Source organism: Sphingomonas sp. OK281 (assembly GCF_900115295.1).
Classification (GTDB): domain Bacteria; phylum Pseudomonadota; class Alphaproteobacteria; order Sphingomonadales; family Sphingomonadaceae; genus Sphingomonas.
Map to the genome: position 1 here is coordinate 211914 of NZ_FOVZ01000001.1, position 17372 is coordinate 229285.

Genomic DNA, 17372 nt, shown 5'->3' on the forward strand with positions numbered 1-17372 from the left:
GAAAGCGGAAGGTCGGCTTTCCTCTCCATCCTCCCCCGCTAGGGGGAGGTGGCGATTAGCTCTCGAGGGTGGTTCGGCGTTGGAGTGCGGCGGACGTGATCTGGCGGACGACGTCGTCGCGGTTGGCTAGTATTTCGCGAGTTGGGTAGCGGAGGACTTGGATGTTTTGGGCTGTTAGCCATGCGTCTCGCGCTGCGTCTCGTTCGGGGCGGTTGCCGTGGTTGTGGGCTTCGCCGTCTACTTCGATCGGGATTCGGGCTGGGGCGAAGTAGAAGTCTAGGACGTAGGGGCCGGCTGCGTGTTGCTTTCGGAAGCGCAGGCCTTCCTCACTGCGTCGTAGCGCCAGCCATGGGGCGATTTCGGGCGGGGTCATCTGTTTTCGCAGGCGCTTGGCGTTGCCGCGACCTTGTAGGGATCCTTCGAGCCGCATCGCCTGCCTCCCCCTCCGTCACGCTCCGCGTGCCACCTCCCCTGGCGGGGGAGGATCGTTTGTGACTGCATGCTGACCTTCACAATCCTCCCCCGCCAGGGGGAGGTGGCGCCGTAGGCGACGGAGGGGGAGGATAAGGCAGCCTCCGCTGATGCTCCCTCGATCGTCGGCAACCCGTCGAAAACCCTCTCGCCCCGGTTGCATTTCAACCGACTCTCCCGTAATGGCCCGCCTTCGGTTTAAACATCAACCAGCAAGAGCCCGGAAACGGGCCCGCTCTTTCGCATCGGTAGGGACTATGGACAGCAATATCCGCATTCGTCTGAAGGCGTTCGATCACCGTGTGCTCGATCAGGCCACTGGCGACATCGCCGACACCGCACGCCGCACTGGCGCGCTCATCCGCGGTCCGATTCCCCTTCCGACGCGCATCGAAAAGTTCACCGTGAACCGCGGCCCGCACATCGACAAGAAGTCGCGCGAGCAGTTCGAGGTGCGCACGTACAAGCGTATGCTGGATATCGTCCAGCCGACGCCGCAGACGGTCGATGCGCTGATGAAGCTGGACCTCGCCGCTGGCGTTGACGTCGAGATTAAGCTCGCCTAAGGGCTGGCGCGGCGCGGTCGACCGGTAACGGTCCCGCGCCGTTCGACATTGGGATACCGCCGTCGGTGAAAACCGACGGGGCAGCGTCCCCCGTCACGCTTCCGCATCTGCAGGAGCACCAGCCCGGGACGGGGGCACGTTTCGTATTTACCGGGTTGAACCGACTCCATTCAGGGCATTTGCCGGGGATGGGGTCAGGTGGACGCATCATGGAGCTCGCTCCGGACATGGTCCGCAAGCCCCCGAGGAATAGTCCGACGGGGCCTCTGTCTAGGAAGGGACAAGATCATGCGTACTGGCGTGATCGCGAAGAAGATGGGGATGACCCGCCTGTTCCAGGAAGATGGTCGGCACGTGCCGGTCACCGTTCTGGCACTCGAAGGCAATCAGGTCGTTTCCGTTCGCGAAATGGATCGTGACGGCTACACCGCCGTCCAGCTTGGTGCAGGTGTCGCCAAGTCGAAGAATGTCGCAAAGCCGCAGCGCGGCCATTTCGGCAAGGCCGAAGTGGAGCCCAAGGCTGTCGTCCATGAGTTCCGCGTGAACGCAGACGGCCTGCTCGACGTCGGCGCCGAGATTTCGGCTGACCATTACGTCGCAGGCCAGATCGTCGATATCCAGGGCAAGACCCAGGGTAAGGGCTTCCAGGGCGGCATGAAGCGTTGGGGCTTCGGCGGTCTGCGGGCAACCCACGGCGTGTCGGTCTCGCACCGTTCGCTCGGTTCGACCGGCCAGCGCCAGGATCCGGGCAAGGTCTTCAAGAACAAGAAGATGGCCGGCCACATGGGCGACAAGTATCGCACCCAGCAGAACCTCGAGATCGTATCGACGGACGTCGAGCGTGGTCTCCTGTTCGTCAAGGGTTCGGTTCCTGGCTCCAAGGGCGGCTGGCTCTTCGTCAAGGACTCGGTGAAGGTCGCGCGCCACGCCGACGCACCGTTCCCCGCCGGTCTCAAGACCGCAAACAGCAACACCGCAGCAGACACGCCGGCCGAAACGACCGACGCACCTGCAGCCGACGGCCAGGAGGGCTGAGCGTGAAGATCAAGGTTTCATCTTTCGCCGGCACTGACGCAGCGGACATCGAGCTCAACGACGAGGTCTTCGGTCTCGATCCGCGCGCCGACATCCTGCACCGTGTCGTCACTTGGCAACTCGAGAAGCGTCGCGAGACGGCTCGTGGCACCCGTGAGCGCGCAGACGTCGCACGCACCGGCAAGAAGTTCGGTCGCCAGAAGGGCGGCGGTACGGCTCGTCACGGCGATCGTCGCGCGCCTGTGTTCATCGGTGGTGGTAAGGCTCACGGCGCCCGCGTCCGTGACTTCAACCCGTCGCTGAACAAGAAGGTTCGCTCGCTCGGCCTGCGGATGGCTCTCAGCAGCCACGCCAAGGCGGGTTCGCTGGTCATCATGGACAGCCTGGCTGTCGAGGGTGGCAAGACCAAGACGCTGCAGGGCGATCTCGCAAAGCTCGGCTTCGGCAAGCGTGCGCTCGTCATCGACGGCGACATGGTCGACACCAGCTTCGCATTCGCTGCGGGCAACCTGTACGAAGTGAACGTGATGCCGGCTGCCGGCGCGAACGTTTACGACATCCTGAAGCATGACACGCTGGTGCTGACGCGCGCCGCTGTCGAAAAGCTGGAGGCGCGCTTCCATGGCTAAGAAGCAGAAGGCGGGCATCGATAATCGTCATTACGACGTTATCCTGGCCCCGCACATCACCGAGAAGACGACGACCCTGTCGGAGTTCAACGCGGTTGTGTTCAAGGTATCGAACGATGCCACGAAGCCCGAGATCAAGGCGGCCGTCGAGGCGCTGTTCGACGTGAACGTCGTCGGCGTGAACACGCTCGTCCAGAAGGGCAAGACCAAGAAGTGGAAGGGCACGAACTACTCGCGCTCCGACATGAAAAAGGCAATCGTGACGTTGAAGGACGGTCAGTCCATCGACGTGACGACGGGGATCTGAGGCCATGGCACTCAAGCATTATAATCCGACATCGCCGGCACGCCGCGGTCTCATCCTGGTCGACAAGTCGTCGCTCTGGAAGGGCCGCCCCGTCAAGGCGCTGACCGAAGGTAAGCACAAGACCGGCGGTCGTAACAACAAGGGCCATGTGACCTCGCGCGGCATCGCCGGCGGTCACAAGCAGAAGTACCGCTACATCGACTTCAAGCGTCGCAAGTGGGACGTCGAAGGCACCGTCGAGCGGATCGAGTATGATCCCAACCGCACCGCGTTCATCGCCCTGGTCAAGTACCCGGACGAGGAGCTCGCCTACATCCTGGCGCCGCAGCGTCTGGCCGTTGGCGACAAGGTCCTCGCGGCCAAGAAGACCGACGTGAAGCCAGGCAATGCCATGGAGCTCGGTCAGATGCCGGTCGGCACCATCGTCCACAACGTGGAGATGAAGCCGATGAAGGGTGGCCAGATCGCCCGTTCGGCCGGCACGTACGTGCAGGTCGTCGGTCGCGACAAGGGCATGGTGATGGTCCGCCTGAACTCGGGCGAGCAGCGCTACATCCGCAGCGATTGCATGGCGACGGTTGGCGCGGTCTCGAACCCCGACAACCAGAACCAGAACCTGGGCAAGGCAGGCCGTTCGCGCTGGATGGGTATCCGTCCTCTGACGCGCGGCGTCGCCAAGAACCCGGTCGACCATCCGCACGGCGGTGGTGAAGGCCGTACCTCGGGTGGCCGTCATCCGGTTACGCCTTGGGGCAAGCCGACGAAGGGTGCGCGCACGCGTCATAACAAGTCGACCGACAAGATGATCATCCGGTCGCGTCATTCGACGAAGAGGAAGGGCTAACATGGCTCGTTCAGTCTGGAAGGGCCCCTTCGTGGACCTTCATCTGCTCAAGAAGGCAGAAACCGCCCAGGACACCAACGCGCGTTCGCCGATCAAGACCTGGTCGCGTCGCTCGACGATCCTGCCGTCGTTCGTGGGTCTCACGTTCAACGTCTATAACGGCCGCAAGTTCGTGCCCGTCTCGGTCAACGAAGACATGGTCGGCATGAAGCTCGGTGAGTTCGCGCCCACGCGCTACTTCCCCGGCCACTCCGCCGACAAGAAGGGCAAGCGCTGATGTCTAAGCAAGTCAGCCCGCGCAAGGTCGCGGACAACGAGGCGCTTTCGGTCGGTACGCAGATCCGTGGTTCTGCGCAGAAGCTCGGCCTCGTGGCTGCGCTGATCCGTGGCAAGAAGGTCGGCGATGCGATGAACATCCTCGCCTTCTCGACCAAGGGCATGGCGATCGAAGCGCGCAAGGTGCTGGCCTCGGCCATCGCCAACGCCGAGAACAACCATAACCTCGACGTCGACGCACTCGTCGTCGCCGAGGCTTCGGTCGGCAAGTCGATCACGATGAAGCGCTTCGCTACCCGCGGCCGCGGCAAGTCGACCCGCATTCTCAAGCCATTCAGCCGTCTGCGCATCGTCGTGCGCGAGCAGGAAGAAGCATAATGGGTCAGAAGAGCAACCCCATCGGTCTGCGTCTGCAGATCAACCGTACCTGGGATAGCCGCTGGTACGCCGAAGGCGCCGACTATGGTCGGCTCCTGCTCGAGGATCTCAAGATCCGCGCATTCATCATGAAGACGCTGCCGCAGGCCGCGATCTCCAAGGTGGTCATCGAGCGTCCGGCCAAGCTGGCCCGTATCTCCATCTTCGCTGCACGCCCCGGCGTGATCATCGGCAAGAAGGGTGCGGACATCGAGAAGCTGCGTTCGACGATCGGCAAGATGACGTCGTCGACCGTGTCGCTGAACATCGTCGAGATCCGCAAGCCGGAAGTCGATGCGCGTCTCGTCGCGCAGGGCATCGCCGATCAGCTCGAGCGTCGTATCGCTTTCCGTCGCGCCATGAAGCGTGCGGTCCAGTCGGCGATGCGTCTCGGTGCCGAGGGCATCCGGGTGAACTGCGGTGGCCGTCTTGGCGGCGCCGAGATCGCACGGTCGGAGAGCTATCGTGAGGGTCGGGTTCCGTTGCACACGCTGCGCGCGAACATCGATTATGCCGAGGCTACGGCGCACACGTCTTATGGCGTTTGCGGCGTGAAGGTCTGGGTCTTCAAGGGCGAGATTCTCGGCAACGATCCGACGTCGTACGACCGCATCATGATGGAGGCTCAGACCTCCGGCGTGCGGCCGCAGCGCGACGATCGTCGCTAAGGGGCAGGAACAGACATGCTGCAACCAAAAAAGACCAAGTTCCGGAAGGCCTTCAAGGGCAAGATTTCGGGCGATGCCAAGAGTGGCTTCTCGCTCAATTTCGGCTCCTACGGCCTGAAGGCGATGGAACCCGACCGGATCACCGCACGCCAGATCGAGGCGGCCCGCCGCGCGATCACGCGTCACATGAAGCGCCAGGGGCGTTTGTGGATCCGCATCTTCCCAGACCTTCCGGTCTCGGGAAAGCCAGCCGAAGTCCGCATGGGTAAGGGCAAGGGCGCGCCGGAATACTGGGCCGCTCGCGTCAAGCCGGGTCGGATCCTGTTCGAGCTCGATGGCGTCGACGGCAAGATCGCCGCCGAGGCGTTCGAGCGGGCGGCCATGAAGCTGCCGATCAAGGTAAAGGTCGTTGCCCGCCTGGGTGACACCTCGCATCTGGGAGGCGAGTAAGATCATGGCTCGTATCGACGACATGAAGACCAAGAGCGACGACCAGCTGTCGGAGTCGCTCGGCGAACTGAAGCGCGAGCAGTTCAACCTGCGCTTCCAGGCCGCCACGAACCAGCTCGAAAAGCCGAGCCGCGTTCGTGAGGTCCGCCGCGACATCGCTCGCATCAAGACCCTCCAGGCGCAGCGCACCACCGCCGCGCCTGCGAAGTAAGGAAAATATCATGCCGAAGCGCGTGCTGACCGGTCTGGTCGTGTCCGACAAGGGCGACAAGACGGTGGTCGTGAACGTCGAGCGTAAGGTGAAGCACCCGCTCTACGGGAAGATCATCCGTCGCTCGAAGAAGTATCATGCTCATGACGAGAGCAACGAGTTCAAGCAGGGCGAGACCGTGCGGATCGAAGAGACCGCACCGATCTCCAAGCTGAAGACCTGGAAGGTGATCGAGCGGGTCAACACCCACGCGACGCCGGAGCGGGCTTCGGCCGAGGGCTGAACTGGTACGCTCCGACCCGCGTCATCCCAGCGGAAGCTGGGATCTCATGGGGGAGGGCGATCGGCTCGAACAGGGATACCCCGGCTTTCGCTGGGGTGACGGGTTTGAGTTAAGAGGGCAGGGGGGAAACCTCCTGCGCTCTTGTTTTCGTAAACGGGAACGGCTAAGCGGCCGCTCCTCCCCGCTGCGGTTCGTCCGTGGCGGGGTGATTTTTTAGGCGGGGTTCGGTCGGTATCGACCCCAGAGACAGAGAAGGGATACGGATCCATGATCCAGATGCAGTCCAATCTCGACGTCGCTGACAACAGCGGCGCGAAGCGGGTGCAGTGCATCAAGGTGCTTGGGGGTTCCAAGCGTCGTGTTGCAGGCGTTGGCGACATCATCGTCGTCAGCATCAAGGAAGCGCAGCCACGTGGCCGTGTGAAGAAGGGCGACGTTCACCGCGCGGTGATCGTGCGTACCGCCAAGGATATCCGCCGTGCAGACGGTACGGTCATCCGCTTCGACGGCAATGCCGCGGTGCTGGTCAACAAGAACGAGGAGCCGATCGGCACCCGTATCTTCGGCCCAGTCGTTCGCGAGCTGCGCGGCAAGAAGCACATGAAGATCATCAGCCTCGCGCCGGAGGTGCTGTAATGGCGTCGCAGCGTATCAAGAAGGGTGACAAGGTCATCGTCCTGTCCGGCAAGGACAAGGGCAAGACCGGTGAAGTCACCGTCTCCATGCCGAAGACCGACAAGGTCGTCGTATCGGGCGTCAACATCGCCGTGCGTCACACCAAGCCGACTCAGGGTGACCCGCAGGGTGGCCTGATCCGCAAGGAAGCACCGATGCACGTTTCGAAGGTCGCGCACGTGACCGCAGACGGCAAGCCGACCCGCGTCCGCTTCGAGGAGCAGGACGGCAAGAAGGTCCGCGTCGCCGTCAAGACCGGGGAGAAGATCAATGGTTGATCAGAACACTGGCGAGCAGGCCGGCACCGAGGCCGTGTACGTCGCGCGCATGCGCAAACTGTACGACGAGACGATCATCAAGGCGATGACCGAAAAGTTCGGTTACAAGAACGTCATGGAGATCCCGCGGCTCGACAAGATCGTGCTGAACATGGGCGTCGGCGAAGCCACGCAGGACAAGAAGAAGGTCGACCAGGCTGCTTCCGAAATGGAGCTGATCGCTGGCCAGAAGCCTGTCGTGACGAAGGCCAAGAAGTCGATCGCGCAGTTCAAGCTGCGTGAGGGCATGCCGATCGGCGTGAAGGTCACCCTTCGCCGCGAGCGCATGTACGAGTTTCTCGACCGTTTCATCACGATCGCTCTTCCCCGCGTCCGCGATTTTCGCGGCCTCAACCCGAAGAGCTTCGATGGCCGTGGCAACTATGCCTGCGGTATCAAGGAGCAGATCGTGTTCCCAGAAATCAGCTATGACCGGGTCGACAAGGTCCGCGGCATGGATGTGATCGTGACGACGACCGCAAAGACCGACGACGAGGCTCGCGAGCTTCTCCGTCTGTTCGGTTTCCCGTTTCCGATCGAAGACGACGCTGCCGACGAGAAGAAGGCAGCTTAATCTAAGTCCCCCTCCCGCTTGCGGGAGGGGTCAGGGGAGGGGCCTCGCGCCTAACAGGCGTTGGTCCTTCCCTCCCCCAACCCCTCCCGCAAGCGGGAGGGGAGCTAGCAAAGAAAGAACTTAAGTCGATGGCGAAACTGAGTTCAGTCAACAAGAACGAGCGCCGCAAGCGCATGGTCAAGCAGTATGCCCCGAAGTACGCGGCACTGAAGGCGATCGCAGCGGACAAGACGCTCGACGACGGTGAGCGTCTGATCGCTCGCCTCAAGATGGCGGCACTGCCGCGCAACGCGAACCCGACCCGCATCCGTAACCGGTGCGAGCTGACCGGTCGCCCGCGCGCCTATTACCGCAAGTTCCGGCTCTGCCGTATTCAGCTGCGCGATCTGGCCAACAAGGGCCTCATCCCCGGCGTCACGAAGTCGAGCTGGTAAGGACTAAATCATGGCAGTGACCGATCCCCTGGGTGATTTGCTCACCCGTATCCGTAATGGCCAGCGCGCGAAGAAGGACTCCGTCCTCACGCCGGCGTCGAAGCTGCGCGTCCGCGTGCTCGACGTTCTGCAGCGCGAAGGCTATATCCGTGGCTATAGCGAAGAGCAGATGGGCCCCGCGGCCGGCCTTCGCATCGAGCTGAAGTATTTCGAGGGCCAGCCTGCGATCAAGCATGTCGCGCGCGTCTCGAAGCCCGGCCGTCGCCTCTATTCCGGCTCGCAGGAACTCCCGCGCGTCCGTAACGGCCTCGGCATCACCATCGTCTCGACGCCCCGCGGCGTGCTGTCGGATTCCGAAGCACGCGAGCAGAACGTCGGCGGCGAAGTCCTCGCGGAGGTGTTCTGATGAGCCGCATTGGTAAGAAGCCGGTCACCGTACCGGCAGGCATCACGCCGACTATCGAGAACAAGCAGCTGACGATGAAGGGCCCCAAGGGTACCCTCAAGATGCCGCTTCGCGACGAGATCAGCTACACGATCGAAGACGGCGGCATTTCGGTGCAGCCGGCCAACGACACAAAGCGCGCGCGCGCGTTCTGGGGCATGCAGCGGACCATGGTGCAGAACCTGGTTACCGGCGTGTCGGAAGGCTTCACCAAGAAGCTGCTGATCACCGGCGTCGGCTATCGTGCCGCAGCGCAGGGTCGCAACCTCAAGCTGCAGCTCGGCTACAGCCACGACGTCAACATCGACGTGCCGGAGGGGATCGAAGTCAAGACCCCCGACAACACGACGATCGAGATCTCGGGTTCGGACAAGCAGATGGTTGGCCAGCTGGCCGCGGAAATTCGTCAGTGGCGCAAGCCTGAGCCTTACAAGGGCAAGGGTATCAAGTACGACGGCGAGTTCATCTTCCGCAAGGAAGGGAAGAAGAAGTAATGACCAAGGGACTTTCTCTTTTCGCCAAGCGGCGTCGCCGCAACCGTACCGCGCTCCGCGCACGTGCAGGCACCCGTCCGCGGTTGTCGGTGCATCGCTCGGGCAAGCACATCTATGCCCAGGTGATCGACGATGCCGCTGGCACGACGGTCGCATCGGCCTCGACGCTGGAGAAGGACGTGCGCGGCACGTCCGGCGCCAACATCGACGCGGCGACTTCGGTCGGCAAGCGCGTCGCCGAGGCTGCCAAGGCAGCGGGCGTGACCCAGGTCGTGTTCGATCGCGGCGGCTTCCTCTACCACGGTCGCGTGAAGGCTCTTGCCGATGCCGCGCGCGAAGCCGGATTGGAGTTCTAAGACATGGCTGACGAAAACAACACGCCGGCAGTAATCGCTCCCGAGACGACCGCACAGGACGTCACGGCTCAGAATGTCCCGCAGAGCACTGGCTACCAGGGCAACAACGGTGGCGGTCGCGGTCGCGGCGGTCCCGGTGGCGGCGGCGGCGGTGGTCGTGGTGGCCCCGGCGGCAACCGCAGCGGTGGCCCAGGCGGCAACCGCGGTGGTCGCGACGGCGGTCGTGGTCGCGACAATCGTGGCGGTCGTCCGGGTGCGGACGATGGCGGCGAAGAGCTGATCGAGAAGCTGGTGCACATCAACCGCGTCTCGAAGACGGTCAAGGGCGGTAAGCGCTTCGGCTTCGCAGCACTCGTCGTCGTCGGCGACGGCAAGGGTCGTGCAGGCTTCGGTCATGGCAAGGCACGCGAAGTGCCGGAAGCCATCTCGAAGGCGACGGCTGCTGCCAAGAAGAAGATGGTTCGCGTTCCGTTGAAGGACGGTCGCACGCTGCATCATGACGGCAACGGTCACTTCGGTGCCGGCAAGGTCACGCTGCGGTCGGCGCCTCAGGGTACGGGCATCATCGCCGGTGGCCCGATGCGCGCAGTCTTCGAATCGCTGGGCGTTGCGGACGTTGTGACCAAGTCGGTCGGCACGTCGAACCCCTACAACATGATCCGCGCCACGTTCGAGGCCCTTGGCGAGCAGACCTCGCCCAAGGCCGTCGCACAGCGTCGCGGCAAGAAGATCGCCGACCTGCTCGGCCATGGTGGTTCGAAGACCGCCGAGGCCGATGCAGCTGCGATCACGGAGTAAGCGATCATGGCAACCATCAAGATCACGCAGACCGGTTCGCCGATCCGCCGCGAGAAGGATCAGCGCGCAACGCTGATCGGTCTCGGCCTCAACAAGATGCACAAGACCCGCGAGCTGGAAGACAGCCCAGAGGTCCGCGGCATGATCCGCAAGGTGCAGCACATGGTGTCGGTCGAAGGCTGAGCCTTCACGCTACCTAGTGACAAATATCGGGAAGGGGGCTAACGGCTCCCTTCCTTATTTCCGGATTCGAACCCGGCGATTTCAAACCAGCGCGTAACAAGCGAAAGCGAGTGCATTACCATGAAGCTCAACGAACTCCGCGATAACGAAGGTGCCCGTAAGTCCAAGATGCGCGTCGGACGCGGCATCGGCTCGGGCAAGGGCAAGACCGCAGGCCGCGGCCAGAAGGGCCAGAAGAGCCGCGAGGGCGTGTCCATCGCCGGCTTCGAAGGCGGCCAGATGCCACTGCATATGCGTCTGCCTAAGCGCGGCTTCAACAACATCTTCCGCAAGGACTTCGCAGAGGTCAACCTCGGCGCGATCCAGCTCGCGGTCGACGCCGGCAAGATCGAGGCGAACGCCACGCTCGACCACGACGCGCTGAAGGCCGCTGGCCTGGCACGCGGCGGCAAGGACGGCGTCCGCCTCCTCGCCAAGGGCGAGCTGACCACGGTCCTCTCGTTCACCGTCGACGGTGCGTCGAAGGGCGCGATCGAAGCGGTCGAGAAGATCGGCGGCAAGGTCGAGGTGATCCACTTCGTCCCCGCAGCCGAGAAGGCTGGCGCCAAGAAGGGCGTGAAGTACAAGGAGCGTGCGGCGCACAAGGCGTCGTTCAAGGCTTAAGCCGGACTGAAGGGGGCGGGTGCTGGTGCACCCGCCCCCTTTTGTTTGCCCGGAGTGCTCCTCTCTTCCGTTCGCCCTGAGCGAAGTCGAAGGGTACCACTCTCGGGGCAATGTCCTTCGACTACGCTCAGGACGAACGGGATAAGTAGAGAGTTCGTGAGCCTTATGGCCCGCGATATCCCACCTAGCCATTAGACAAGCGCGCCCGTGCGCCTATATGAGCGGCGGGGGCGGTCACAACGCATCCCGCCTTCTTTGTTTCCAGGACGATCACACGCATGGCATCCGCAGCCGACCAGATGGCGCAAAGCATCAGCCTTTCGAAATTCGCGAAGGCGACCGACCTCAAGAAGCGGTTGTGGTTCACGATCGGTGCGCTGATCATTTTCCGCCTGCTCAGCTATGTCCCGCTGCCGGGTGTCGACCCGACCGCGCTCGGCCTGCTCTCGCAGCAGACGCAGGGCGGCGTGCTCGATTTCTTCAACACCTTCTCGGGTGGTTCGCTCAGCCGCATGTCGCTGATCGCGCTCGGCGTGATGCCCTACATCACCGCCTCGATCGTGGTGCAGCTCGCGACCTCGCTGTCGCCGACGCTCGCCGCCATCAAGAAGGACGGTGAATCGGGTCGCAAGCGTCTCAACCAGTATACGCGCTACGGCACCGTCGGCCTGACCGCGGTGCAGGGCTATTTCATCGCCGTCGGCCTTGAGACGCTCGGCGCGGCACAGGGCATCCAGGCAGTCATCGAGCCCGGCATGATGTTCCGCGTCGCCGCGGTCATCTCGCTGATCGGCGGTACGATGTTCCTGATGTGGCTCGGCGAGCAGATCACCAGCCGCGGCATCGGCAACGGCGTCTCGCTGATCATCATGGCCGGCATCGTCGCGCATCTCCCCGTCACGCTGGTCAACCTGCTCGAAGGCGGCCGCTCGGGCTCGCTCGACCCGATCAAGCTTATCGGCATCGTCGTCGCGGTGGTCGTGCTGATCCTCTTCATCTGCTTCATGGAGCGCGCGCAGCGCCGCATCCTGATCCAGTATCCCAAGCGCCAGACGCAGCGCGGCATGCAGGCCGATCGCAGCCATCTCCCGCTGAAGATCAACACTGCCGGCGTGATCCCGCCGATCTTCGCGTCGTCGCTGCTGCTGATGCCGCTGACGATCTCGCAGTTCGCCGGTCAGCGCGTCGCGGGTGAGTCGAAGTGGGGTGACTTCATCATCACGCTCAACCAGTACCTGCAGCACGGCAGCCCTGTGTACATGCTGCTGTACGGCGCCGGCATCATCTTCTTCTCGTTCTTCTACACCGCGGTCGTCTTCAACCCCGAGGAAACCGCTGACAACCTGAAGCGCAATGGCGGGTTCATCCCCGGCATCCGCCCAGGCAAGAACACCGAGAATTACTTCGATTACGTGCTGACGCGCATCACCGTGATCGGTGCGGCGTATCTGACGATCATCTGCCTGTTGCCCGAATATCTGGTGACCGCGTTGCAGATCCCGTTCTACCTCGGTGGCACCAGCCTGCTGATCGTCGTCAACGTCACGATGGACACGGTGACCCAGATCCAGTCGCACCTGCTGGCGCATCAGTATGGCGACCTGATCAAGAAGGCGAAGCTCAAGGGCAATCGACTTCGTTAAGCTGCGGGTCTAACCCGGTTTAATTCCTGCACGAACGAGGGGAGTGCGTTTCGTGAATATCATCCTTCTTGGACCGCCCGGCGCGGGCAAGGGCACCCAAGCCGCCACGCTGGTCAGCGAGCGTGGCATGGTGCAGCTTTCGACCGGTGACATGCTGCGTGCAGCGGTCGCCGCCGGAACGCCGGTCGGTCTCCAGGCGAAGTCGGTCATGGAATCCGGCGGTCTCGTGTCTGACGAGATCGTGTCGGGCATCATCGGCGAGCGTCTCGATCAGCCGGACACGGCGAACGGCGTCATCTTCGACGGCTATCCGCGTACGGCCGCTCAAGCCGAAGCGCTCGACGGTCTGCTCGCGGATCGTGGTCGCACGCTCGACTACGTCATCGAACTCGGCGTCGACGAAGCCGCGCTGATCGATCGCGTCGTCGGCCGCTACACCTGCGCCAAGTGCGGCACGGGCTATCACGATCGCTACAAGAAGCCGGTCGTGGCGGGCGTCTGCGACGTCTGCGGCTCGACCGAGTTCAAGCGTCGTCCCGACGACAACGCGGAAACGGTCCACAACCGCATGGCCGAATACCGCGCGAAGACGGCACCGATCCTGCCGATTTACGACGCACGGGGCCTAGTTCACCGCGTCGACGGGATGGCCGACATCGCGCATGTCGGTGCCGCGATCGCTGCGATCCTCGACAAAAGGTAAGCGTGTTCCGCCGGGGGGAGGGGACCAATCTGGGTCCCCACCCTTACACCCTTTCCGTCATCCCGGCGAACGCCGGGACCCACGGATACGGCGGACCAGGCGATAGCGAACAACCACTACACACTCCGCAACCATGGGTCCCGGCGTTCGCCGAGATGACGGGGTAGGGGTTGGGGTTGGGTAGATTTTTGGGACGGTTTCGTATTGCGCCCCACAACAATATCAACATGACGAAATTGTCACCCCTCGGTCATCGCCCTGACCTCCGCCCGATCCTAGAACGAACACGTGGCCAGCAACGGCCGCATGAGTTTCCAGAGATCGGTGCCCGTCACTCCCGGGGGTACCGTGGGGGCCGGCGGGAAGGGTTCTTTCCGCCGGCCTTTCCGTTTATAAGGGCAGGAGATGGTGACCGAAATCGGTGGCAGGGAAGGTGATACCGCGTTGAGCCGCAAGATCCTGATCGTCGAGGACGACGCCTCGACATCCGCCTATCTTGCCAAGGGCCTGGCTGAGGCCGGCCATGCAATCGAAGCCTGTGCAGACGGCCGCGACGGCCTGTTCCTCGCCAGCGAGGGCATCTTCGACCTCATCATCGCGGATCGCATGCTGCCGGGCCTCGACGGTTTGTCGATGGTCAGCGCGATTCGTGCTGCCGGTATCGCCACGCCCGTCCTGATCCTGTCCGCACTCGCCGCCGTCGACGACCGCGTCGATGGCCTCAAGGCCGGCGCTGACGATTATCTGTGCAAGCCCTTCTCGTTCGCCGAACTGTCCGCACGGATCGAGGCCATGCTCCGCCGCTCCGACCGTGCCGCGACCGAACCGCAAAAGACGAAGCTCTCCGTCGGTGATCTTGAAATTGATCTGCTCGCGCGCGCGGTATCGCGTGCCGGCCGCTCGATCCCGCTCGGCGCCCGCGAGTTCAATTTGCTTGAGTTCCTTGCCCGTCATGCCGGCCAGGTCGTGACCCGCACGATGATGCTCGAGAAGATCTGGAACTATCACTTCGACCCGGGCTCGAATGTCGTCGACGTCCATATCGGTCGTCTCCGTCGCAAGCTTGAGGAAGGGTTCCCGACGCCGATCCTCCATACGGTCCGCGGCGCAGGCTATCGACTCGCCGTAGAAGGGTGATTCGCCTTTCGGTAACAGCCCGAATCGCGTTGCTCTCGATCGCGCTGGCGCTGATCTCCAATCTCGCGCTGGTCGGTTTCGTCTGGAAGACCACCAGCGCGGATGCGATCGACGCGATCCGGCGAGAGACCACCGAGCAGTCTGAAGCTCTGCGCGCGGTTTGGCGTAGTGGCGGTCTCCCCGCGATCCGCCAGGCGATCGACAGCGCGGTCGTGCCCGGCGACGTTTCGCTCGTCCTCGCCGTGGTCGACCCGAAGGGCAGGGCGGTCGTCGGGATCGCGCCAGAACGCCTAGCGGTCCCGCTTCGGATTACCCAATTCCGGATCGCGCGGTTGGGCGCGGACGAACTGTGGTCCGCGCGCGAGACCGGGTACGCGTTGCACCCGCTTGGAAGCTACTGGCTCCTGACCGGTCGCAATCTCGATCTGATTGCGGCGGAGGAACGTGCGATCGAACGGGCGCTGGCGGTGGCGGTGTTCCTGTCGCTAGCTCTTGGCGTGGTCGGCGGCCTCGTCCTCACGCGCTACGTGAGCCGCCGGCTTGACGGTATCGCAAAGGCTATCGAGGCGGCGGGTGAGGGTGATCTGTCTCGGCGAGTCGGCATGACCGCAGGCGGGGGTGATGCGTTCGATCGTCTCGCTGCACGGCTCAACGTCATGCTCGGCAAGCTCGAGGGCGTGATGGCCGAACTGCGGATCGTCACCGATAGTCTGGCGCACGACCTGCGCTCGCCGCTCGCGCGCCTGCGTACCAAGACGGAGCAGGCGGTCCTGATCGCCGATCCTGACGCCCGGGAAGCGGCGCTCGGAGGGCTACTTGTCGAGACCGACCTCGTCATGCGCATGCTGACGATGGTGATCGAGATCAGCCGCTCTGGCTCGGTGTCGCGCGACCGCTTTATCGAGGTCTCGCCCGCGAATCTACTGGAGGAGATCGGCGAACTCTACGCCCCGGTCGCGGAGGATGCTGGTCTCGTCTTCACGATCGCGATCGACGACCGCCCGCCGCCGATGAAGCTCCACCGCGAGCTGATCAGCCAGGCGATCACCAACCTGATCGACAACGCGCTCCGTCACGGCGCCGGCGGTGGCGAAGTCACGCTAAGGATCGTCCACCGCACCGGCGGCGTCGCGATCCAGGTCGAGGACCGCGGCCCCGGCATTGCCGCCGCTGACCGCGCGCAGGCGTTGAAGCGCTTCGGCCGCCTCGACAGCGCCCGCTCGACCCCAGGCGCAGGACTCGGCATGGCCCTGATCGAGGCGGTGGCGCGGCTCCACGACGGTCATTTCGAACTGGCCGACAACGCGCCGGGCTTGGTCGCACGCATAGTCCTCCCAGTCTGATCCTCCCCCGCAAGGAGGAGGTGGCTGGCGCTTGCCAGACGGACGGGGAGGTAAGGGCAACCTCGGTTCCGTGTCCTCCCCCTCCGTCGCGACGCGCCACCTCCCCCTGGCGGGGGAGGATTGTAAGCCGCAATCGGTTGACCGGAACCGCCTCCCCGGCGAGACCGTGCCCATGACGACGCTAGCTTCCCATCGCCGCATCCTCGCCGCCAGCCTGGTCGGCACTGCGGTCGAGTTCTACGATTTCTACATCTACGCGACCGCTGCTGCGCTGGTGTTCGGGCCGCTGTTCTTCTCGGGCCAGTCCGCCTCGGCGCAGTTGTTGCTGAGCTATGCCACGTTCGGATTGGCCTTCGTCGCTCGCCCGGTAGGCGCGATTGTGTTCGGGCATTTCGGCGATCGGATCGGGCGTAAGTCCACCCTCGTTGCATCGCTGTTGCTGATGGGCGGATCGACCGTCGGTATCGCCTTCTTGCCAACCTATGCGCAGGTCGGCTGGATCGCGCCTGCGCTGCTGTGCCTGATGCGGCTGGGGCAGGGACTAGGGCTGGGTGGCGAATGGGGCGGGGCGGCGTTGCTCGCGGTCGAGAACGCGCCGGCGCACCGCAGGAACACCTGGGGCATGTTCCCGCCGCTCGGTGCACCGGTCGGCTTCCTCGCCGCCAACGGGCTGTTCCTGATCATCGGACTCGTGCTCGACGAAGCGCAGTTCATCGCCTGGGGCTGGCGCATCCCGTTCCTGCTCAGCGCGATCCTCGTCGGGCTCGGCCTGTGGGTGCGCCTCAAGCTGACCGAGACGCCCGCTTTCCTCGAGGCGGAGGCCACCGAGGCGCTCCCCAAGGTGCCGATTGCGACGCTCCTGACGCAGCATCTCCGCGCGACGCTAGCGGGCACGTTCGGGGTTATCGCATGCTTCGCGCTGTTCTACCTCGCGACCGCCTTCGCGCTTGGTTACGGCACCAAGACGCTCGGCTATTCGCGCGAGGCTTTCCTCGGCGTCGAACTCGTCGCGATCTGGTTCCTCGCGGGCGGCGTGATCGTGGCCAGCGTGCTCGCGGACCGGCATTCCGCGGCGCGGATGCTCGCTATCGGGTTTGCCGGGTGCATCGGCGTCGGCGCACTGATGGGGCCCATGCTGGGCTCCGGATCGCTGTTCACGGTGTGGCTGTGGCTTTCGGGGGCGCTGTTCGTGATGGGGTTCGCCTACGGCCCGCTCGGTGGCTGGCTGCCGAGCCTGTTTCCGGCGGGGGTGCGCTACACCGGCGTGTCGATGACGTTCAACCTTGGCGGCGTGCTGGGCGGTGCGCTGGCGCCGATCGTCGCGGAGGCGTTGGCCCCGCATGGGTTGTGGCTGGTCGGCGGGTATCTGATGGCGGCCGGGGTGCTGAGCCTTGGGGGGCTGCGGATCCTCGGCCGCACGACCGACAGGTAGAATGCTCTCCCGCCTTCG

Annotated in this window: 27 protein-coding genes; 26 read left to right on the forward strand and 1 reads right to left on the reverse strand. The window is 63.9% G+C overall.

Annotation, left to right across the window (positions count from 1 at the left end; all coding sequences use genetic code 11):
• Nucleotides 1–55: 55 nt before the first annotated feature.
• Nucleotides 56–430: an endonuclease domain-containing protein gene (locus tag BM244_RS01030; protein WP_093396862.1), complete on the reverse strand. Its 375-nt coding sequence runs from the start codon at nt 428–430 to the stop codon at nt 56–58.
• 298 nt (nt 431–728) lie between these two features.
• On the opposite strand from BM244_RS01030, the gene rpsJ reads away from it, so the two are divergent.
• The 26 genes from rpsJ (at nt 729) to BM244_RS01160 (ending at nt 17354) form a co-directional block, all read left to right on the forward strand.
• Nucleotides 729–1037 (forward strand): 30S ribosomal protein S10, encoded by a 309-nt coding sequence (gene rpsJ, locus BM244_RS01035; protein WP_007406109.1) that lies wholly within the window; start codon nt 729–731, stop codon nt 1035–1037.
• Nucleotides 1038–1325: 288 nt separating this feature from the next.
• The gene (rplC, locus tag BM244_RS01040) at nt 1326–2072 is read left to right on the forward strand and encodes a 50S ribosomal protein L3 (RefSeq protein WP_056060507.1); all 747 of its coding nucleotides are present in this window, start codon (nt 1326–1328) and stop codon (nt 2070–2072) included.
• A gap of 2 nt (nt 2073–2074) precedes the next feature.
• On the forward strand, nt 2075–2701 hold the full coding sequence (rplD, locus tag BM244_RS01045) for a 50S ribosomal protein L4 (RefSeq protein WP_056047616.1): 627 nt from the start codon (nt 2075–2077) through the stop codon (nt 2699–2701).
• Nucleotides 2694–3008, forward strand: a complete 315-nt coding sequence (locus BM244_RS01050) for a 50S ribosomal protein L23 (RefSeq protein WP_056047618.1) — start codon at nt 2694–2696, stop codon at nt 3006–3008. The genes rplD and BM244_RS01050 overlap by 8 nt, the downstream gene beginning before the upstream one ends.
• A 4-nt stretch (nt 3009–3012) precedes the next feature.
• The gene (gene rplB / locus BM244_RS01055) at nt 3013–3852 is read left to right on the forward strand and encodes a 50S ribosomal protein L2 (protein WP_055872649.1); all 840 of its coding nucleotides are present in this window, start codon (nt 3013–3015) and stop codon (nt 3850–3852) included.
• A 1-nt stretch (nt 3853) separates the two neighbouring features.
• Complete coding sequence (gene rpsS / locus BM244_RS01060; protein ID WP_031393761.1) at nt 3854–4129, forward strand: 30S ribosomal protein S19; 276 nt, start codon at nt 3854–3856, stop codon at nt 4127–4129.
• The gene (gene rplV, locus BM244_RS01065) at nt 4129–4506 is read left to right on the forward strand and encodes a 50S ribosomal protein L22 (RefSeq protein WP_056047621.1); all 378 of its coding nucleotides are present in this window, start codon (nt 4129–4131) and stop codon (nt 4504–4506) included. The genes rpsS and rplV overlap by 1 nt, the downstream gene beginning before the upstream one ends.
• Nucleotides 4506–5213, forward strand: coding sequence for a 30S ribosomal protein S3 (rpsC, locus tag BM244_RS01070; protein ID WP_055872646.1), 708 nt, complete (start codon nt 4506–4508; stop codon nt 5211–5213). Before rplV ends, rpsC begins: the two co-directional genes overlap by 1 nt.
• Before the next feature lie 15 nt (nt 5214–5228).
• Entirely contained in the window at nt 5229–5663 is a 435-nt protein-coding gene (rplP, locus tag BM244_RS01075) for a 50S ribosomal protein L16 (RefSeq protein WP_031393758.1), read from the forward strand.
• 4 nt (nt 5664–5667) lie between these two features.
• On the forward strand, nt 5668–5874 hold the full coding sequence (gene rpmC, locus BM244_RS01080; RefSeq protein ID WP_093396863.1) for a 50S ribosomal protein L29: 207 nt from the start codon (nt 5668–5670) through the stop codon (nt 5872–5874).
• Nucleotides 5875–5884: 10 nt separating this feature from the next.
• Nucleotides 5885–6157, forward strand: coding sequence for a 30S ribosomal protein S17 (gene rpsQ, locus BM244_RS01085; RefSeq protein WP_031393756.1), 273 nt, complete (start codon nt 5885–5887; stop codon nt 6155–6157).
• Between the two features lie 267 nt (nt 6158–6424).
• Nucleotides 6425–6793: a 50S ribosomal protein L14 gene (rplN, locus tag BM244_RS01090; RefSeq protein WP_031393755.1), complete on the forward strand. Its 369-nt coding sequence runs from the start codon at nt 6425–6427 to the stop codon at nt 6791–6793.
• The gene (rplX, locus tag BM244_RS01095; protein ID WP_056047623.1) at nt 6793–7110 is read left to right on the forward strand and encodes a 50S ribosomal protein L24; all 318 of its coding nucleotides are present in this window, start codon (nt 6793–6795) and stop codon (nt 7108–7110) included. The genes rplN and rplX overlap by 1 nt, the downstream gene beginning before the upstream one ends.
• A 49-nt stretch (nt 7111–7159) precedes the next feature.
• Nucleotides 7160–7723, forward strand: a complete 564-nt coding sequence (gene rplE, locus BM244_RS01100) for a 50S ribosomal protein L5 (RefSeq protein ID WP_082441396.1) — start codon at nt 7160–7162, stop codon at nt 7721–7723.
• Between the two features lie 128 nt (nt 7724–7851).
• Nucleotides 7852–8157 (forward strand): 30S ribosomal protein S14, encoded by a 306-nt coding sequence (gene rpsN / locus BM244_RS01105; protein WP_056015537.1) that lies wholly within the window; start codon nt 7852–7854, stop codon nt 8155–8157.
• Nucleotides 8158–8167: 10 nt separating this feature from the next.
• Nucleotides 8168–8563 carry a 30S ribosomal protein S8 gene (rpsH, locus tag BM244_RS01110; protein WP_093396865.1) on the forward strand — a complete coding sequence of 132 codons (396 nt, stop codon included), beginning with the start codon at nt 8168–8170 and terminating at the stop codon, nt 8561–8563.
• Nucleotides 8563–9096, forward strand: coding sequence for a 50S ribosomal protein L6 (rplF, locus tag BM244_RS01115; RefSeq protein WP_056047628.1), 534 nt, complete (start codon nt 8563–8565; stop codon nt 9094–9096). The genes rpsH and rplF overlap by 1 nt, the downstream gene beginning before the upstream one ends.
• On the forward strand, nt 9096–9452 hold the full coding sequence (rplR, locus tag BM244_RS01120; protein ID WP_031393749.1) for a 50S ribosomal protein L18: 357 nt from the start codon (nt 9096–9098) through the stop codon (nt 9450–9452). The genes rplF and rplR overlap by 1 nt, the downstream gene beginning before the upstream one ends.
• A 3-nt stretch (nt 9453–9455) precedes the next feature.
• Nucleotides 9456–10250, forward strand: coding sequence for a 30S ribosomal protein S5 (gene rpsE / locus BM244_RS01125; protein ID WP_060524133.1), 795 nt, complete (start codon nt 9456–9458; stop codon nt 10248–10250).
• Nucleotides 10251–10256: 6 nt separating this feature from the next.
• Complete coding sequence (rpmD, locus tag BM244_RS01130) at nt 10257–10433, forward strand: 50S ribosomal protein L30 (RefSeq protein WP_055872633.1); 177 nt, start codon at nt 10257–10259, stop codon at nt 10431–10433.
• A gap of 120 nt (nt 10434–10553) precedes the next feature.
• Nucleotides 10554–11096: a 50S ribosomal protein L15 gene (rplO, locus tag BM244_RS01135; RefSeq protein ID WP_093396866.1), complete on the forward strand. Its 543-nt coding sequence runs from the start codon at nt 10554–10556 to the stop codon at nt 11094–11096.
• A 278-nt stretch (nt 11097–11374) separates the two neighbouring features.
• On the forward strand, nt 11375–12739 hold the full coding sequence (gene secY, locus BM244_RS01140; protein WP_055872627.1) for a preprotein translocase subunit SecY: 1365 nt from the start codon (nt 11375–11377) through the stop codon (nt 12737–12739).
• A 52-nt stretch (nt 12740–12791) separates the two neighbouring features.
• On the forward strand, nt 12792–13442 hold the full coding sequence (locus BM244_RS01145) for an adenylate kinase (RefSeq protein ID WP_093398012.1): 651 nt from the start codon (nt 12792–12794) through the stop codon (nt 13440–13442).
• A gap of 444 nt (nt 13443–13886) precedes the next feature.
• Complete coding sequence (locus tag BM244_RS01150) at nt 13887–14579, forward strand: winged helix-turn-helix domain-containing protein (RefSeq protein ID WP_056050249.1); 693 nt, start codon at nt 13887–13889, stop codon at nt 14577–14579.
• Entirely contained in the window at nt 14576–15922 is a 1347-nt protein-coding gene (locus tag BM244_RS01155; RefSeq protein ID WP_175517991.1) for a sensor histidine kinase, read from the forward strand. Before BM244_RS01150 ends, BM244_RS01155 begins: the two co-directional genes overlap by 4 nt.
• Before the next feature lie 172 nt (nt 15923–16094).
• Nucleotides 16095–17354 carry an MFS transporter gene (locus BM244_RS01160; protein ID WP_093396868.1) on the forward strand — a complete coding sequence of 420 codons (1260 nt, stop codon included), beginning with the start codon at nt 16095–16097 and terminating at the stop codon, nt 17352–17354.
• Nucleotides 17355–17372: the final 18 nt, after the last annotated feature.

What these genes read in the sequence shown, in the direction of transcription:
- BM244_RS01030 (WP_093396862.1), bottom strand. Translation starts at nt 430, where the DNA reads ATGCGGCTCGAAGGATCCCTACAAGGTCGCGGCAACGCCAAGCGCCTG.
- rpsJ (WP_007406109.1), top strand. Translation starts at nt 729, where the DNA reads ATGGACAGCAATATCCGCATTCGTCTGAAGGCGTTCGATCACCGTGTG.
- rplC (WP_056060507.1), top strand. Translation starts at nt 1,326, where the DNA reads ATGCGTACTGGCGTGATCGCGAAGAAGATGGGGATGACCCGCCTGTTC.
- BM244_RS01050 (WP_056047618.1), top strand. Translation starts at nt 2,694, where the DNA reads ATGGCTAAGAAGCAGAAGGCGGGCATCGATAATCGTCATTACGACGTT.
- rplB (WP_055872649.1), top strand. Translation starts at nt 3,013, where the DNA reads ATGGCACTCAAGCATTATAATCCGACATCGCCGGCACGCCGCGGTCTC.
- rpsS (WP_031393761.1), top strand. Translation starts at nt 3,854, where the DNA reads ATGGCTCGTTCAGTCTGGAAGGGCCCCTTCGTGGACCTTCATCTGCTC.
- rplV (WP_056047621.1), top strand. Translation starts at nt 4,129, where the DNA reads ATGTCTAAGCAAGTCAGCCCGCGCAAGGTCGCGGACAACGAGGCGCTT.
- rpsC (WP_055872646.1), top strand. Translation starts at nt 4,506, where the DNA reads ATGGGTCAGAAGAGCAACCCCATCGGTCTGCGTCTGCAGATCAACCGT.
- rplP (WP_031393758.1), top strand. Translation starts at nt 5,229, where the DNA reads ATGCTGCAACCAAAAAAGACCAAGTTCCGGAAGGCCTTCAAGGGCAAG.
- rpmC (WP_093396863.1), top strand. Translation starts at nt 5,668, where the DNA reads ATGGCTCGTATCGACGACATGAAGACCAAGAGCGACGACCAGCTGTCG.
- rpsQ (WP_031393756.1), top strand. Translation starts at nt 5,885, where the DNA reads ATGCCGAAGCGCGTGCTGACCGGTCTGGTCGTGTCCGACAAGGGCGAC.
- rplN (WP_031393755.1), top strand. Translation starts at nt 6,425, where the DNA reads ATGATCCAGATGCAGTCCAATCTCGACGTCGCTGACAACAGCGGCGCG.
- rplX (WP_056047623.1), top strand. Translation starts at nt 6,793, where the DNA reads ATGGCGTCGCAGCGTATCAAGAAGGGTGACAAGGTCATCGTCCTGTCC.
- rplE (WP_082441396.1), top strand. Translation starts at nt 7,160, where the DNA reads ATGCGCAAACTGTACGACGAGACGATCATCAAGGCGATGACCGAAAAG.
- rpsN (WP_056015537.1), top strand. Translation starts at nt 7,852, where the DNA reads ATGGCGAAACTGAGTTCAGTCAACAAGAACGAGCGCCGCAAGCGCATG.
- rpsH (WP_093396865.1), top strand. Translation starts at nt 8,168, where the DNA reads ATGGCAGTGACCGATCCCCTGGGTGATTTGCTCACCCGTATCCGTAAT.
- rplF (WP_056047628.1), top strand. Translation starts at nt 8,563, where the DNA reads ATGAGCCGCATTGGTAAGAAGCCGGTCACCGTACCGGCAGGCATCACG.
- rplR (WP_031393749.1), top strand. Translation starts at nt 9,096, where the DNA reads ATGACCAAGGGACTTTCTCTTTTCGCCAAGCGGCGTCGCCGCAACCGT.
- rpsE (WP_060524133.1), top strand. Translation starts at nt 9,456, where the DNA reads ATGGCTGACGAAAACAACACGCCGGCAGTAATCGCTCCCGAGACGACC.
- rpmD (WP_055872633.1), top strand. Translation starts at nt 10,257, where the DNA reads ATGGCAACCATCAAGATCACGCAGACCGGTTCGCCGATCCGCCGCGAG.
- rplO (WP_093396866.1), top strand. Translation starts at nt 10,554, where the DNA reads ATGAAGCTCAACGAACTCCGCGATAACGAAGGTGCCCGTAAGTCCAAG.
- secY (WP_055872627.1), top strand. Translation starts at nt 11,375, where the DNA reads ATGGCATCCGCAGCCGACCAGATGGCGCAAAGCATCAGCCTTTCGAAA.
- BM244_RS01160 (WP_093396868.1), top strand. Translation starts at nt 16,095, where the DNA reads ATGACGACGCTAGCTTCCCATCGCCGCATCCTCGCCGCCAGCCTGGTC.